The organism is Microbulbifer maximicatervae (SeqCode), from assembly GCF_056231245.1.
Map to the genome: position 1 here is coordinate 2304408 of NZ_CP174334.1, position 15499 is coordinate 2319906.

Sequence of the window (15499 nt, forward strand, 5' to 3'; positions counted from 1 at the left end):
CTTTGCGGTAATCAATGATTTCAGGGCCAAAATAACCAGTTTGGGATTTCCAATGAGCGTGAAAGAGAAAAGGTATTTATGGTGAGGCGAAAACTGCAAAGCAGTATGCCCCACCGAAATAGATAAGGATAAGGTGCGTTAGTGCAGGGTGTGGACCAGTCGTGAACTTAAGCGCATGGTGGGGGAGAAGCGGATCATATCGATCAGAGAGTCGATATAGCGTTCACCGAGTTCGCCGATATCTTCAATTCTTGAGGATAAGAGCCAAGTTTCAATCACACCGAACAGGCCACCGTGTAACATCTGCATCGCGAGGTCTGTATCAAGATCTTCGGGCAGTTGGCGTTCGGATACTGCGAGGGCAATAAGTTGTGCCATTCGCTCAAGCCCGCGGGTGCGCCCTTGCTTCATACGCAAGTGGGCTTCATTGTTCTCGGTAACCTTTTCTTCACAGGGATGGAAGATAATCTCAAGTACCTGCTGCCACTCTGGGTTACAAGCAATTTCCTGAAACAGCCACACCCAGCGGGTTCGCAGTGTACCGAGGGGATTGGCGTTGAGTTGCTCGCCGGCGTTATGACAAAGTTGTTCGCCGGGTAGTACCATGCGTTCTGTCAGAGCGAGAAGCAAACCGGTTTTGCTGTGAAAGTGGTCGGTAACAGCACCGCAACTAACTCCAGCCAGCTTTGCAACCTCGGAAAGGGAAGGGCGAAACACTCCATATTCATGAAACACATTGAGCGCGGCGTTTAATATACGCTCACGGGTGGTTAAAATTTGCTCATTTCTGCGTTTGGTCATAGGGAACAGCGGCTTCTTTAATCAATTATTAGTTTCACTCTGACTCATTTTTGCAGCGTTTAACCGCAAGTGTGCAAAGGGGTTCTATGCGTAAACCCTTGAATATACTGGGTGAAAGTGCATGTTAGATGAAAATTGCACGATTATGAACAGTTGATCCTGTTTCCTACGTACTCATAAAATGCCACGCTACTTTACTCAGATTTCCTTGTCACTTAAAAATTCCGCTAACTGCCAATATTTTGTCCGCGCAGTCACTTTTCGAGGTAACCATGTTAAAAGCCCGAGCTCTCACCAGCCTTTTGGTCGCTTCCGCATTGTTGGCGGGATGTAACGAGGAAGCTTCGGCTCCACCGGGAATGGCCCCCCAAGTGACTGTAGTCACACTTCAGCCGGAATCCGTCACTCTTACCAGGGAGCTGCCGGGAAGGACTTCACCCTTTAAAGTGGCCGAGGTTCGCCCGCAGGTTAATGGCATCATAAAACGCCAATTGTTCCGTGAAGGAGGCCAAGTTAGTGCAAATCAGCCGCTTTACCAGCTAGATGACGCTCTTTATCGTGCTGACGTCGATAGTGCCAGAGCAAGTTTGCAAGGCGCAAAGGCGGCTATGAACATTGCTCGCCTCAAAGCCGAGCGTACTGCGAACCTGGTAGGGAATGGTGCTGTTAGCACGCAGGAAAATGATGCTGCGGAAGCCGATCTTCAGGAGGCTCGAGCCGATGTAGCCGCAGCTCAGGCGGAGCTGCACAGGGCGGAAATCCAGTTGGAATATGCGCGGGTCACCTCTCCGATTACAGGCCGAATTGGCAAATCTACAGTTACTCAAGGCGCTCTGGTAACGGCCAATCAGGCCGGAACTTTGGCTACTGTGCAGCAACTAGATCCGATCTATGTTGAGGTTACCCAGTCGGCAGCTGAACTTGTTAGCCTCCGCCGAGCGCTTCAAGCGGGCACATTGGCCGACGCCACTCATCTACCTGTGACAATCCTATTAGAAGATGGCAGCAAATTTGAACACCAGGGCAAGCTGGAGTTTGCCGAAGCCAGTGTCGACCCTTCAACGGGCAGTGTGTTGTTGCGAGTAGTTGTTCCAAACCCGGATACCATGCTGTTGCCGGGTATGTATGTGCGCGCAATTGTCGGTAGTGGTGTCCGTGAAGACGCAATTCTGGTACCTCAACAGGGAATCGCGCGGGACCCAAAGGGCAACACCTCAGCCATGGTTGTTAATGAGGAAAATGTGGTTGCACAGCGATCTGTGCGGGTTAGTCGTACGATTGGCAATCGCTGGCTAGTGGAAGATGGGCTCGAGGCCGGGGACCGGGTCGTAGTTGCCGGGCTGCAGAAAATTCGCCCGGGAGCCCCGGTACAGGCCAGCGAGCGCGAAAATGAGCAGCTGCCGACGGCTGAAGGCGATCAACAGGCTGGCGAAGCGCCTGCACAGCAGGGGTCTTAAGGATAGGGGTCTTAAGGATAGGGGTTATGGCAAGTTTTTTTATCAATCGGCCCATCTTTGCCTGGGTGCTGGCAATTATCACGATACTGGCAGGTGTGTTGTCTATCAGCGAGCTGGCAGTTGAGCGCTATCCGAATATCGCGCCACCGTCGATCAATATTGAGGCAAATTATCCGGGCGCTTCCGCCAAGGTGGTTGAGGATTCGGTTACTCAAATCCTCGAACGCAACATGAAGGGCCTCGATGGTCTCCTTTATATGTCCGCCACCAGTCAATCCAACGGTGGTGTTTCAATCTCTTTAACTTTCGAGAATGGAACTGACCCGGATACAGCCCAGGTCCAGGTGCAAAACAAAGTGCAACTGGCGATGCCGCTGCTGCCACAGGAGGTACAGGTACAAGGAGTAAATGTTAGTAAGTCTCGCGGTGGCTTCCTAATGGTTGCCGGCTTTGTGTCTGAAGACGGCAGTATGAACCGCAATGATATTGCTGACTATATCAATTCGGCCATTGTTGACCCGATCAGCCGGGTGCCAGGCGTGGGCAATGTGCAGGTATTTGGTTCCAAGTACGCGATGCGGATTTGGCTCGATCCCAATAAGCTCACCACCTATGAACTTACCCCTGGTGATGTTACCGACGCAGTGCGGGCCCAAAATGCACAAGTTACGGTCGGAAGCCTCGGTGCTGCTCCCTCTATTCCAGGGCAACAGCTAAATGCGGCAATTACTTCCCAGGAACGTTTGCAAACCCCTGAGGAGTTCCGGGATATTATCGTCAGAGCCAATGACGACGGCTCGCTCTTGCGCCTGGGAGATATTGCTCGAGTCGAGCTAGGTGCGGAGAATTACGAGTTTATTTCCCGTTACAATCGCCAGCCCGCAACCGGCATCGCAATTAACTTGGCGACTGGGGCCAATGCCCTGGAAACTGCTGATGGGGTGAAAGCCAAGTTGAAGGAGCTGGAGGCTTACTTTCCCCGTGGCCTGACTTCGGTAGTACCATTTGATACGACACCGTTTGTTGAGGCATCTATTAAGGGTGTTATCTCTACCTTGATTGAAGCGATCGTCCTGGTATTTCTGGTGATGTATCTGTTTCTTCAGAACTTCCGTGCCACGTTGATTCCGACGATTGCGGTACCAGTGGTGCTAATGGGTACTTTTGCCGTACTCGCTTCGCTGGGATTCTCAGTCAATATGCTCACGATGTTTGCCATGGTGCTTGCAATTGGCCTGCTTGTGGATGACGCCATTGTGGTGGTGGAGAATGTCGAGCGGGTTATGCGGGAGGAAGGGCTCTCCCCTAAAGAAGCCACGAAGAAGTCGATGCACCAGATTACTGCGGCACTGATTGGCATTGGCGTAGTTTTGTCGGCAGTGTTTGTACCTATGGCATTTATGGATGGCGCCACCGGCGTGATCTACCGTCAGTTCTCCGCCACGATTGTTGCAGCTATGGCGTTGTCAGTGTTGGTGGCGATTATCCTGACACCGGCGCTTTGTGCGACCTTGCTGAAACCCCTATCCAAAGGGGAGGGGCATGGGGAGAAAGGCTTTTTTGGTTGGTTCAATCGCAACTTTGATCGAGGTAGCCAGCGCTATCAAGGTGGAGTGCAAGGTATTTTGAAGCGCAGCGGTCGCTTTATGCTGTTGTTTGTTGCGCTTTCCGCAGTCATGGCCTTCCTATTCCTGCAATTGCCCAGTTCATTCCTGCCGGATGAGGATCAGGGTGTGCTGTTCTCCATGGTGCAGGCGCCGGTGGGGGCAACCCAGGAGCGCACTATGAACTCTATCCGAAAAGTAGAGGACCAGTTCCTGAACAATGAGCAGGGTATCGTGAAATCAGTATTCTCGGTACAGGGGTTCAGCTTTGCCGGCAGTGGGCAAAATACCGGTATTGCTTTTGTAAATTTGGAGGATTGGTCCCAGCGCGAAGAAGAGTCACAGAGCGCTGGGTCTGTCGCTATGCGCGCGATGGGTGCCTTGATGCAAATTAAAGATGCGATGGCTTTCGCTTTCGCACCTCCGCCGCTCCCCGAGTTGGGTTCTTCTGGTGGTTTCAACTTTTATCTTCAGGATAATGGCAGTTTGGGTCATGAGGCTTTAACTGCAGCCAGGAACCAGTTTCTGGGAATGGCCGGGCAGAGTGAACTTTTGGCTAATGTTCGCCCCAATGGCCAAGAAGATACCCCGCAATTCCGTGTAAAAATTGATAATGCAAAAGCAGCTGCGCTTGGCTTGTCTATCGACGATATTAACAGCGCTTTGAGTACAGCATGGGGCGGTTCATATATTGATGACTTTATCGATCGCGGGCGGGTAAAACGCGTGTATATGCAGGCTGATGCTCCCTTTAGGATGGTCCCGGAAGACTTCCAGTTGTGGTCAGTGCGCAACGATAAGGGCGATATGGTACCGCTATCATCCTTTGCCAGTTTTGGCTGGGAGTACGGTTCCCCCCGCTTGGAGCGCTATAACGGCGTTCCCTCAATGCAGGTTAATGGGCAGGCTGCACCCGGAGTCAGCTCTGGTGAGACAATGGAAGAGGTTGAGCGCCTAGTGGCGCAACTACCCGCAGGTATTGGTATGGAGTGGAGTGGTCTCTCATATCAAGAGCGCTCTGCTGGAGCACAAACTCCATTGCTGTATACCTTGTCCCTTTTGATCGTGTTCTTGTGTTTGGCTGCTCTCTATGAAAGCTGGACCGTACCGACAGCAGTACTATTGATGGCTCCTTTGGGAATCCTGGGTGCAGTACTGGCCAATAGCCTAAGGGGCATGGAGCGCGACATTTACTTCCAAGTCGCGATGCTGACTACAGTGGGGCTAACCAGTAAAAATGCCATCCTGATTGTGGAGTTTGCCAAACAGAACCTGGAAGACGGTATGGAGTTGGTAGATGCCACGATGCGAGCTGTACGGGACAGGTTACGCCCGATCTTAATGACATCTCTCGCTTTTGGTTTGGGGGTGTTGCCCTTAGCCATAGCAACCGGAGCTGGCTCAGGTGCCCAAAGGGCAATCGGTACCGGTGTGTTCGGCGGCATGATTGTTGGAACTCTACTGGGAATCTTCTTTATCCCACTGTTCTTTGTTGTGGTGCAGCGGTTGTTTGGCAAGAGAGTGCATAAGCAGGAAGTGGAGCTGGCTAAACAAGACATTTCGTCAGAAAAAAATGAGAGAGCAGAAGCGGCCGAAGCGCTTTAACAGAGCTTTAACTATAAAGTAAATAAAGCCAGGCCAGGTTAATGGGCCTGGCTTTTTACTTTCTGCCCCCCCATAAGTCACAAGATCCCTGAATAGGGTGCTACTGCGAGTCTCAAGATACAAAGTGAACCTCTTTAGTTCCAGCTCCGCCAACATGTGATCGTTTTAAATTATTCGCTGAAGTAATGAAGCATTAGCAATGATTTAAATCAAGAAGCCGAATAGTGTTTGGAGTCAAAATGCTAATCCCAGGCAAGGTGAGTAGCTATCCATACATGATTGAGCCTCACTTCCAAGCTAGATAGAGTGCAGTATAGAAGCCTGATATGGACGTTCATAGATTATTACTTCTATGGGGTATGCGAGGAAGCATCGACATTACATAAAAGTTATTAATAGCTAATTTAAAGAGAGGAGTCAGGATGGATTTAAAAGTTAAAGAAGGCCAAGTGTGGAAGTATGATAATCGAGAAGGCGAGGAGAATTCCCGGGCTATCATATTAAAAATTGAAGAGTCTAAAGACGACTCAATGGTAGTGCATGTTCAGATTTCAAGTATAAAAATTAATAACCCTAATAGTGGAGAGGTTATTGAGGAAATTACTCATATGCCATTTTCAATTGAGGCGCTAGGGGCAAGCATATCTGAACTAATGGGGGAGTGTGAGATACCTGATTATGAGGAAGGCTATAATTCATGGAAACGTGAATATACTAATGGCAATGCCGGCGTATTCACTATTTCTATTGGTGAGTCAGTGAAGTATATGGATGATGCGGTGAACAGCTAAGCAATAGTCTTTTTACTACATATCAATGACAAACATTCTTTTCATGTTAACCGTCTCAGACTTAGAGTCCCCATTCAGAACCGAGGGAGATTGACGCTTTGGGGCGTTTCGAGATAGTTGCTTTCCACTTGTTCATTAAATGTTCACTGTTTCTAATAGTACCGTTGACAGATTCATATGAAGCTAGTGCTGGGGTAGGTTGAATATGTTTGCTTATCGCTTCATATGTTATGAGTGATCGCATTGCTATCAGGGTGTAGCTATCTATAAATAAATACACTTGCCGAGATTTTTATTAAGATCTCTAGTTTTGCTAGTCGGGCAATGTATATTTTAACTGACTGCCTATTTGGCCTGATTGTGGCAGGAGGAGCGGATACTCCCCCCAAAAGCCACGTATTAAATGTTTCGTAAATCCATTATTTCACACAATTTCAGCAATACGCTTCTTCGCAGCTGCTAACGCCTTCTCTTTTGCTTCATTTCCCATTGCCAAGCCTTCAGCATAGACAAACTCCACATCAGTAATACCAATAAACCCCAAGAACTGTCGAAGGTAATTACTTTGGGGATGATCGTCACCATAAACACCACCCCGTGAAATGAAGATGATGGCCTTTTTGTTCCTTAATAAGCCCTCAGGGCCGTTTTCGGTATATCGGAACGTTATCCCGGCACGTGCAATAAAGTCGAAGTAGGTGTGTAAATTAGACGGGACGTTGAAGTTATACATCGGGATACCTAGCACCAGCAGATCTGCCGATGATATCTCCTCTATCAGCTTGTCCGAAAGTTCTGCAATTTCACTTTGCTTGTTTGAACGGCTATCAGCTGGCGTATTGTGGGCTTGAAAGTGCTCCAGGCTCAGATGAGGTACAGGCTCGGATACCAAGTCACGATGGATGATTTCATCTTGCGGGTTCTGAGTCTTCCAGCTCGCTATGAAATTGTCCGTAAGTTGAGATGACTGGCCGTTCTCTTGAAAGAGGCTGGACTTGATGTTGAGTACCTTTGCCATGACTGCTTCCTCGTAACTAACTTTGTATGAGCTATTGAAACATTCATTAAGTTGATTAAAAATTAGAATTATTTGCTTATTCCTATCTAAAAATTCGATTATGAGCCAACAATTGACACAATTATCAAACCCAAAGATCACTCTTGAGCAGTGGCGTTGCTTGATAGCGGTAGTTGAAGGGGGAGGGTATGCAAAGGCCGCCGAGCTACTGCACAAGAGTCAGTCGTCGGTAAGCTATTCGGTGCAGAAGTTGGAATCACTACTGGCTGTAGCGGTTTTCACCATTAGTGGACGCAAGGCGATTCTGACTCCCGCAGGTGAGATGCTCTACCGTCACGCAAAGCAATTACTGGAGGATGCTTCTGCATTGGAGCAGGCCGCCAGCCGGGCCTCGGCTGGATGGGAGTCCCAGATTGCGATTTCCGTGGAGGTGCTATTCCCAATTTGGTTGTTGTTGGACTGCCTAGCGCTTTTTGGCGAAGAGAGCCCTCAAACTCGTATTGAAGTGCATGAGATGGTGATTAGTGGTGCTTTGGAGGCTTTAAATGAAGGGCGGGTCGATTTTGCGATCAGTCCTAGAATCCCCCAGGGCTACAACGGTGAGTTACTGCCGGCTCCTGCCCGACTTGTTCCCGTGGCGCACCCCAGCCACCCCCTACATAAGTTGGATCGCCCGTTGACAATGAAAGATCTCCGTAATCACCGGCATTTGGTGGTTCGGGATACTAACCCCCAGCGTGGAAGTAAAACACTTACGGTTGACGTCGCTAAGCGATGGACGCTAAGCAGCATGTCTTCTTTGATCAGAGCCGCCTGTCAGGGGTACGGTTTTTCTTGGTTACCGGAAGATAAAATTCTTAATGAGCTTATTGAGGGAAGTCTAAAACCGCTGCCCCTTGAAGGAGGAGGTAAAAGAGAGGTCCCTATGTATCTGATCTTTCCTAACCGGGATGATATCGGCCCCGGAGCACTGAGATTGGCAACTATTATCAGGGAGCGTTTGCAGGATCTATCTTCCCCGGAGAGTTCTTAAGTAAGAACCAGGTCGGTCGGCAGGGCCAACAGCTCGCTTACTCATTATTCAACAAGCCAATTTCGTGAGCGGTCTCGACGATTGGCTGGTACATTGAGTTGTCGGCTTTGATAAACCCTTTGCGGGGAAATGCGGCAAGTAGTTTAGGGTCCCGCATATTCAAAATCGCCTGCTGGAATTTGTCTAAGAAGCCGTTGCCCCAGGTTTCATCGACATCCCCACGAATTGTCCAGTTGTAATCTGGATATCCTGGGGTTTTCCAGATCACTTGCACTTTGCTTTCATCCACTTTGCCGGCTTTCTTTTCATTTTCCCACACCTTGTGATTTAGGGCGCCAACCTGATACTTCCCAGATTGCACAAGATCCAGGGTATTGGAGTGGTCACCTCCAAAGCCCACACGGCTGAACACCTCGGCAGGGGGCTTACCAAACGCTTTTCGAATAAAGTATTCCGGCATTAGACGTCCAGAAGTGGAGTGCTCTGAGCCAAAAGTAAATGTCATACCTTCAATACCACGGGGGAAGTCTTTTGAGGGAGTGAGTTCTGTACTTTTATTCGCAATAAAATAGGAGGTGAAATTTTGATCTCCTTCTCCCTGGGCAATGGCCTTTGCGCCAGGCTCCGCAACACGGGCCTGTACTCCAGTAAATCCGCCAAACCAGGCCAATTGAACTTTGTTATTTTTAAAGGCTTCAACCGTATCGCTATAGGATTTGACTGGTAAGTATTTAACTTCAACCCCTAGCGCGTCGGACAAATACTTTGCAACTTTGCCAAAGCGTTTTTGTAAGCGCTCCGGGTCCTGGTCTGGAATGGCAGTGAAAACAAAAGGTTTTGGGTTTTCTTGAGATGATACGAAGGGCGCGCCGCACAGTATTACGAAGCTTAGAATAGACACGGTTAAACGCTTTAACATTCTTTTGGTCCTCTGCGGATCTGTAGTTCAAAATTTGTAGGATAAAGCTAAAAATTTAACTATAGGCGTTATATATAGATCAAATGTTTGGAAGAAATTGTATTTCTCTATCTGGGCTAGCAAAAGTGAGATGGCTTTCGACCATTTATCCGCGATATCTGAGTTGTTGAAATAGTTGACACATATTTAGGCCTCTACAGGTGTTTATTATTATAGGGTCTCTTCATTTGTAGGATGCTTTCTGTGCTAAATAGGCCCGCCACACAAGCCAGGGGAGTTACGGAGTTGTTTGGAGGCTCCTTAGACTCTAGAAATAACCTTTAGTGTAAAATAGGCAGTTTATGCCAGCACTTGCGGAGTCGAAACATAGAATGAGTGGGTATGACGATCAGTTTAATCTACGTAAGCGGCACCCATTTGGTAGAGTCCATCTGCTAATCAATGAGCTACAAAGCTATTTGGCCACGCAAACCCTGAGAAACTCACTGGATATCAGCTACGGAGATAGCCCCGGTGAAAAGGTTGATATATTCCCTGCTAAATCTCCTAATGCACCGGTTTTTGTGTTCATCCACGGCGGGTATTTCCGGGCGCTAGATAAAAAGCAATACCGGTACATTGCCAAGCCCTTTGTAGAGGCCGGGTGTACAGTTGCTTTGGTCAACTATGATTTGGCGCCCGCCGTCAGTGTTAAAGAAATTATTGAGCAAAATATAAAGGCATTCTTATGGATATATAAGAATATTGATCGCTGGAATGGCAACCCCAGTAATATAGTGGTCTGTGGTCACTCTGTTGGGGCCTTTCTTGTTGCTAAAATTTTAGAATTTGAGTGGACACCTGAAGTCCGTAGCTCAATTAGCGGCGCTATTATGTTAAGCGGGCTCTATGACTTAACAAAGATGAGGCAATCTTATCTCAATGAATCTCTGCGTTTATCAGAAGATGACGTTACTAATTTGAGCCCCATTTTTGGCGATATTAGATGTTTCACCAAAGCGATTGTTGCAGTAGGTGATGATGAGACTGCGGAATTTATTGATCAGTCAAAAAGATACTGTGGGAAGCTACAGCAAACGAAAAGCCCGTGCGAATATATACTTTTGAAAAATAAAAACCACTATACCGTGTCGCGTATGTTAAGTAGTAGAAATAATGATCTAATGAATAGGATACTAGATATTTGCGGTGTGAATTGAGAGAGGGGGGATGCGATTTAGCGATCAATTTATATGGTTTTGAACATAAGTTGGGATTACCAGCTTAAAATCAGGGAGCCTCTTAAGTCCTGTAGGATATTACTGAATTATGCCGAGACTCCCTGACTATCAATTAGCTTTACTTTCTCCAGTAAGAGATTGTAGGTAGGAGCAGCAATAGCCAGCGAGGATGCCTAGAGCGGTCACTATTGTCAGCCCAATCACTCCAGATAGAACGTTGGCTGGATGGGCTGCAAAGAAAGTGATTAACCCTAAAAACCAGGCAATGATATTACCTACAAGTGGCAGTCCTCTTAGTGATACCACCACAAATGCAACGGAAAACACTATAACTGCGAAGGCAATATTGCCCATTATTGGTAGCAATAGGGCATTAATTATAGCTGCTGTCATCCCCATCAATATTCCCAGAGCAACACAAATCCCACTGGAGATTGCGCTGAAGGCAGTGCCTGGCTGCGAAAAGAAAGCAACCCAGCCAACAAACATAGCCCAGGGTGGTAGTTCTAACATAGAGCAAGTGAATGCTGCTGCACCGGCAATAGTTGCAGCGATAAGGGTGTCCCTGATGTATTTAGCCCACGGTACTTGGGCTTGATCGACCATTGGTTTTTAGTCCTCTTTCCAGCTGGTATAACGATCAGTTGGAGATTGTTAAGTTGAAGCGGGCATTGGCTGTGAAGCTAGATAATTCCACCGTTGGCTCGTATAACTTGGCCGTTGATCCAGCCACCTTGCTCACTGACTAAAAAGGCAACGGTATTCGCAATATCTTCAGGCCTTCCCAATCGCTCAAGTGGCGACATTTTGGCAAGAGTTCCCACCATTTCATCAGTCTTTCCGGATAGGAAGAGCTCGGTAGCCGTAGGTCCTGGGGCGACGGCATTCACAGTGATATCTCTCCCCCGCATTTCCTTGGCGACTACCTGGGTCAGAGCTTCAACAGCTGCCTTGGTCGCCGCATATACGCTGTAATTCGGCATACACAAATCGACGACACTCGAGGATAAGTTGACAATCCGGCCACCTTCTTGAAGCCTTGCGGTGGCTTCACGCATGACATTGAAGGTGCCCTTAAGATTTACAGCTACCTGACGATCGAAATCATCTTCTTCACATTCTGCCAGAGGGGCTAGTTTCATAATGCCCGCATTATTGATGACAGTATTGATTCCGCCAAAGGTGACTTCTGCCGAGTTGAATAGGCGTGAAACCGCCTGTTGATCACTGATATCGGCTTGGGCAGTAACCGCCTTGCCACCCTCGGTTTCAATGCGGTTTACCAACTTTTCGGCAGCTGAAATATTACTTTCAAAGTTCACCAGAATGGTAAAGCCATCCTTTGCCAGGCGAGAGGCGATCGCCGCGCCTATGCCACGGGAAGCTCCTGTTACCAGTGCCACTTTCTCCATAATGATCTCCGTAGTGATTACTGGAGCCGCCCTTGCAGCTCCCTGATTTGGCTGTATTTCCATACTATTCGTGTTATTCATGTAGATAATCCGGCTAAAATAGAACCTATTGTTCCAAATAACCAAACAATAGGGCGATATGGATAAGCTGGATGCGATGCGCTTGTACGTGCGGATTGTGGAGCGGGGCAGTTTTACAGCCGCTTCTACCGACCTTGGGGTTCCGAGGTCGACATCGACTCAGGTCATCAACCGGCTAGAGAAACGGCTGGGAGTCAGGTTGTTGCAGCGATCGACTCGCAAGGTCAGGGCAACACTGGATGGGGAACTGTATTATCAGCGCTGTATTTCAATACTTGCGGACGTAGAGGAAGCAGAAGGGGCATTTACAGGTTTATTGCCAGGCGGTGAGGTGAGGGTAGATGTACAAGGGACTATTGCCCGTCATTTTGTTATGCCGCAACTCCCCCAATTTCTTGCCCAGTATCCTGACATTTCTTTGGTAATGAGTGAGGGGGATCGATGGGTGGACTTAGTCCAAGAAGGGGTCGACTGTGCTATTCGCTATGGACACTTGGCAGATAGTGAGCTGATTGCCAGGCGTTTAACCATGCTGGAACGGCTTACATGCGCATCGCCGCAATACCTGGAACACTACGGCCACCCAAGCTCTTTGGAACAACTGAATGGTCACCGTGTTGTAGCGCTTCGCTCTATAACGACTGGCAAGTCTACTCCGCTCTCTTTTTGTCTTGGCGATAGGATAGAGACGTTGCAAGTTCCGGCGCAATTGACGGTAACTGGGACAGAGAGTTACTTGGATGGCGTTAAGCGGGGGCTCGGATTAGCTCAGTTTCCAAAGTTTCATGTAGAAAAAGAGTTGGATGCTGGAAATTTAGTTGAAATATTGCCCAATTTTCGCCCGCCCAGCGAGCCGGTATCGGTTGTGTTCACCCAGAATCGCTTTTTATCTCCCAGGGTTAGAGCATTTATTGAGTGGTTAAGTGAAATATTTTCAGTTTCCATTTAAAGGATTGTGATTTAGCTTTCATTTGAATTTAATTTTCCAAAAAGTTATCTGCTCTTCAGATAGTAACTTGTCAAAAATTTGCGAAGCTAAATTAATGGTAGGCGTAAGAATATTCTTTTAGTTAAAAATCATATAGAGTAGCCGCGCACTGTGGATTTCAATAAATATTTCTATTCAGTCTTTTAAAGACTGCATTAACAGATTTATTTTTATCTTTAGTGCGAATCTTTCTAAATTGATTTTCCGAGAAGCAGATACAGGGAGTATGTCTGTGAAAAGCTTTAAAATTCTTGCGCCTTTCGTGTTGCTATTTTCTATATTTGGCGCTCATTCAGAAGAAAATGTGCATGTTGTTTTTGAGTCTTCCATGAGTGAAAGTAGATCAAATCTAATCTCACATAAAACTAAAAAAAGTTTAAATAATAAGATTTTTAGCTTGAAGCCCGGTAGTACCCTTGAGGTTCCCAGTGAGCTCGGCAAGCAACGGTTTACCTTGCAAAATATTCGCTCAACAAAAAATAGGGCTTCACTATCTGCATTTTCTGAGGATGGAAAAGGGTTTATCACCTTAGCAGAGAACAAGGTAGAATTGTTGGCTCAATACAATCTGAAGGTAGGCTCTACAAAGTGAGACCTGCCGGAAAAGGTGCGGTTACAATCGCTGAGGTTCCAGACAATTCACTTGTCGACCATGATAGTAACTACTTCGAAGAGATGGATTTTACTTCCAAGGTTGGCGCGCTAAACACAACCTCAGGAATTGCGACTACTGACTCTGGTGGAAAAATAACCGTTATAGTTGCTTATACCGATGCCTTTGAGGCAGACGCCGGTGATGTACCCGCCTACATGGATTTATTGGAAGAGGAAACCAATGTTTCATTTGCCAATAGTGAAGTCAATACCTCGGTAGAAATTGTTCACGCTTATAGAACCAGCTATGCAGAAAGCGGTAGCTTCTATGTGGACCGCGAGTACTTTTCGAATGACGCATATCCAGAAACTAAAGAACTATACGAACTTAGAGACTTGTATAGTGCAGATGTAATGATTGTTTTAACCGGCAATGATTTGTACAGCGGATCATGTGGACTGGCTAAGACGATCTACGCATCGGAATCAACAGCCTTTGCTTTCGCAAGGGAAGGGTGTGCAACGGGGTACTTCAGCTTTGCCCATGAAATTGGCCACCTGCTGGGAGCCCGACATATTATCTACAGTGATTCGAATATGGAGCCGTTTGAATATGGCCACGGCTACTGCAATTCCACCCCTTCAACTTGGAGGAGTGTGATGGCCTACAATTGCCCGTCGGATCGAGGTGGCCCCAGAATTCAGCAGTGGTCCAACCCGGATATCACAATAGATGGAGACCCTACAGGCACCTCCAACCTAGAGGATAATGCGCGGGTTATCCGTGAGCGCGCCTGGGAGGTTACCAACTTCCGGGTCGATGGGGAAAGTTAGCGGCAAATTCATACAATAGCCGCTAGCAATGCAGAACTGCTAGCGGCTTCAATCGCGGATACCCTTTAATACGACTGCGTTAAGCTTTAGACTCCACGTCCTTGGTCTTCTCGAACCAAAAGTTATAGAAGTCTTCAGTCACCAGCTGTTCGATATTGGTGGCTTCCTCTCTGGGGCAAAAAACGGTTACCGTGGTTACATCGTGGCCGAGTTCATTAGTCGTAATGCAGACTTTGGCATCAGGTCCTGATAGCTCAACGCCCATGCGATTCTCGATCAGGTTGCAGTAGCGTTCGGCAACTTCACGGAAGGACTCGCAGTGTTCTTTAAGTCGCTCAGCGATAAACTTCTTGGCTTCAAATGGATTCATTCCTTTGCTTTCACGGGTAATCGAAAAGGTATGCTCAATATACCGGCGCATAAAGTTCAGGTTCTTTACCGGTTGGGTAAAAAAGGCATTGTTTGGGATGTACAGAGTTGTTCCTGTATAGCCATTGCCCAAACCGTGCGGATCGATCTCCAAAAGGGTGGTACTTAGCCAGTCACTATCGGTGACTTCACCAAATTGATTGCCGACTTTAATCCAGTCTCCCACAGTAAACGAGCGCATGTTTGCCTGATACAAGCCTCCAACGAGGCACTGCACACCCTCTCTCAGTGCCAATACAATTGCCACAGAGAAAGCGGCAATGGATAGGGCAAAGTCCCGGAGTTCGCTTACCCAAATTGCTATCAGGCCAACTACCAATAACAAGTTGCCAAGGTTATGTACGGTATTGATACGGCGGCGCTTATCCGCTTTTTGCCAACTACTTCGTGCTATTACTAGCGTGAGCAGGCCACGTAATAACATCACTACTGAGATCAGGCATATGGTGATAAATAATTTGCTATCCAGGATATGCGCTAAGAACTCTGGTTTCATTCGGGAAAGGGACCTCACAGAAATTACTGGACCACCAATTCATATGGCAACGCCTAGCATCCCTTTATGGAGAAAGGAGTGCTATGCCGGGCAGGTGGGTGTTAATGGGAGCAAAGAAGGCGGGAATTTATCCCTGGTACTACATCTTGTAAATAGGATTTTGTAAATACGGATAGACTTGGCCAAGCAGCAACAACTTTAGGCTGCTTAGCTCTAT

The 15499-nt window shown here is 47.5% G+C and carries 14 protein-coding genes; 8 read left to right on the forward strand and 6 right to left on the reverse strand.

What is annotated here, in order from left to right:
• Positions 1-138: 138 nt before the first annotated feature.
• Entirely contained in the window at positions 139-801 is a 663-nt protein-coding gene (locus tag ACJJIS_RS10000; RefSeq protein WP_475710163.1) for a TetR family transcriptional regulator, read from the reverse strand.
• Between the two features lie 272 nt (positions 802-1073).
• Between ACJJIS_RS10000 and ACJJIS_RS10005 the strand changes: the two genes are divergently transcribed.
• From ACJJIS_RS10005 to ACJJIS_RS10015, 3 genes are all read left to right on the forward strand, one after another.
• Complete coding sequence (locus tag ACJJIS_RS10005; RefSeq protein ID WP_475710164.1) at positions 1074-2258, forward strand: efflux RND transporter periplasmic adaptor subunit; 1185 nt, start codon at positions 1074-1076, stop codon at positions 2256-2258.
• A 26-nt stretch (positions 2259-2284) separates the two neighbouring features.
• Positions 2285-5467, forward strand: a complete 3183-nt coding sequence (locus ACJJIS_RS10010; protein WP_475710165.1) for an efflux RND transporter permease subunit — start codon at positions 2285-2287, stop codon at positions 5465-5467.
• Positions 5468-5889: 422 nt separating this feature from the next.
• Positions 5890-6258: a hypothetical protein gene (locus ACJJIS_RS10015; protein ID WP_475710166.1), complete on the forward strand. Its 369-nt coding sequence runs from the start codon at positions 5890-5892 to the stop codon at positions 6256-6258.
• Between the two features lie 424 nt (positions 6259-6682).
• On the opposite strand, the gene ACJJIS_RS10020 is transcribed toward ACJJIS_RS10015, so the two are convergent.
• Entirely contained in the window at positions 6683-7276 is a 594-nt protein-coding gene (locus ACJJIS_RS10020; protein ID WP_475710167.1) for an FMN-dependent NADH-azoreductase, read from the reverse strand.
• A 112-nt stretch (positions 7277-7388) separates the two neighbouring features.
• Here ACJJIS_RS10020 and ACJJIS_RS10025 point away from each other — a divergent pair, with 112 nt between their 5' ends.
• Positions 7389-8309: a LysR family transcriptional regulator gene (locus ACJJIS_RS10025; RefSeq protein WP_475710168.1), complete on the forward strand. Its 921-nt coding sequence runs from the start codon at positions 7389-7391 to the stop codon at positions 8307-8309.
• Positions 8310-8346: 37 nt separating this feature from the next.
• Here ACJJIS_RS10025 and ACJJIS_RS10030 read toward each other — a convergent pair whose 3' ends face one another.
• Entirely contained in the window at positions 8347-9228 is an 882-nt protein-coding gene (locus ACJJIS_RS10030; RefSeq protein WP_475710169.1) for a putative selenate ABC transporter substrate-binding protein, read from the reverse strand.
• A 371-nt stretch (positions 9229-9599) separates the two neighbouring features.
• Between ACJJIS_RS10030 and ACJJIS_RS10035 the strand changes: the two genes are divergently transcribed.
• Positions 9600-10427 carry an alpha/beta hydrolase gene (locus ACJJIS_RS10035; RefSeq protein ID WP_475710170.1) on the forward strand — a complete coding sequence of 276 codons (828 nt, stop codon included), beginning with the start codon at positions 9600-9602 and terminating at the stop codon, positions 10425-10427.
• A gap of 129 nt (positions 10428-10556) precedes the next feature.
• Here the strand turns inward: ACJJIS_RS10035 and ACJJIS_RS10040 are convergent, their stop codons facing one another.
• On the reverse strand, positions 10557-11054 hold the full coding sequence (locus ACJJIS_RS10040) for a DUF1097 domain-containing protein (RefSeq protein WP_475710171.1): 498 nt from the start codon (positions 11052-11054) through the stop codon (positions 10557-10559).
• A 77-nt stretch (positions 11055-11131) separates the two neighbouring features.
• On the reverse strand, positions 11132-11941 hold the full coding sequence (locus ACJJIS_RS10045; protein ID WP_475710172.1) for an SDR family oxidoreductase: 810 nt from the start codon (positions 11939-11941) through the stop codon (positions 11132-11134).
• Between the two features lie 58 nt (positions 11942-11999).
• On the opposite strand from ACJJIS_RS10045, the gene ACJJIS_RS10050 reads away from it, so the two are divergent.
• The 3 genes from ACJJIS_RS10050 to ACJJIS_RS10060 all read left to right on the forward strand — a co-directional run bounded on the left by ACJJIS_RS10050 (position 12000) and on the right by ACJJIS_RS10060 (position 14357).
• Positions 12000-12890, forward strand: a complete 891-nt coding sequence (locus tag ACJJIS_RS10050; RefSeq protein ID WP_475710173.1) for a LysR family transcriptional regulator — start codon at positions 12000-12002, stop codon at positions 12888-12890.
• A gap of 271 nt (positions 12891-13161) precedes the next feature.
• Positions 13162-13521 (forward strand): hypothetical protein, encoded by a 360-nt coding sequence (locus tag ACJJIS_RS10055; protein ID WP_475710174.1) that lies wholly within the window; start codon positions 13162-13164, stop codon positions 13519-13521.
• Positions 13518-14357, forward strand: a complete 840-nt coding sequence (locus ACJJIS_RS10060; RefSeq protein ID WP_475710175.1) for a M12 family metallo-peptidase — start codon at positions 13518-13520, stop codon at positions 14355-14357. Before ACJJIS_RS10055 ends, ACJJIS_RS10060 begins: the two co-directional genes overlap by 4 nt.
• Positions 14358-14436: 79 nt before the next feature.
• Here ACJJIS_RS10060 and ACJJIS_RS10065 read toward each other — a convergent pair whose 3' ends face one another.
• Positions 14437-15282, reverse strand: coding sequence for a mechanosensitive ion channel family protein (locus tag ACJJIS_RS10065; RefSeq protein WP_475710176.1), 846 nt, complete (start codon positions 15280-15282; stop codon positions 14437-14439).
• Positions 15283-15499 lie beyond the last annotated feature (217 nt).

What these genes read in the sequence shown, in the direction of transcription:
- ACJJIS_RS10000 (WP_475710163.1), bottom strand. Translation starts at nt 801, where the DNA reads ATGACCAAACGCAGAAATGAGCAAATTTTAACCACCCGTGAGCGTATA.
- ACJJIS_RS10005 (WP_475710164.1), top strand. Translation starts at nt 1,074, where the DNA reads ATGTTAAAAGCCCGAGCTCTCACCAGCCTTTTGGTCGCTTCCGCATTG.
- ACJJIS_RS10010 (WP_475710165.1), top strand. Translation starts at nt 2,285, where the DNA reads ATGGCAAGTTTTTTTATCAATCGGCCCATCTTTGCCTGGGTGCTGGCA.
- ACJJIS_RS10015 (WP_475710166.1), top strand. Translation starts at nt 5,890, where the DNA reads ATGGATTTAAAAGTTAAAGAAGGCCAAGTGTGGAAGTATGATAATCGA.
- ACJJIS_RS10020 (WP_475710167.1), bottom strand. Translation starts at nt 7,276, where the DNA reads ATGGCAAAGGTACTCAACATCAAGTCCAGCCTCTTTCAAGAGAACGGC.
- ACJJIS_RS10030 (WP_475710169.1), bottom strand. Translation starts at nt 9,228, where the DNA reads ATGTTAAAGCGTTTAACCGTGTCTATTCTAAGCTTCGTAATACTGTGC.
- ACJJIS_RS10035 (WP_475710170.1), top strand. Translation starts at nt 9,600, where the DNA reads ATGAGTGGGTATGACGATCAGTTTAATCTACGTAAGCGGCACCCATTT.
- ACJJIS_RS10040 (WP_475710171.1), bottom strand. Translation starts at nt 11,054, where the DNA reads ATGGTCGATCAAGCCCAAGTACCGTGGGCTAAATACATCAGGGACACC.
- ACJJIS_RS10045 (WP_475710172.1), bottom strand. Translation starts at nt 11,941, where the DNA reads ATGAATAACACGAATAGTATGGAAATACAGCCAAATCAGGGAGCTGCA.
- ACJJIS_RS10050 (WP_475710173.1), top strand. Translation starts at nt 12,000, where the DNA reads ATGGATAAGCTGGATGCGATGCGCTTGTACGTGCGGATTGTGGAGCGG.
- ACJJIS_RS10065 (WP_475710176.1), bottom strand. Translation starts at nt 15,282, where the DNA reads ATGAAACCAGAGTTCTTAGCGCATATCCTGGATAGCAAATTATTTATC.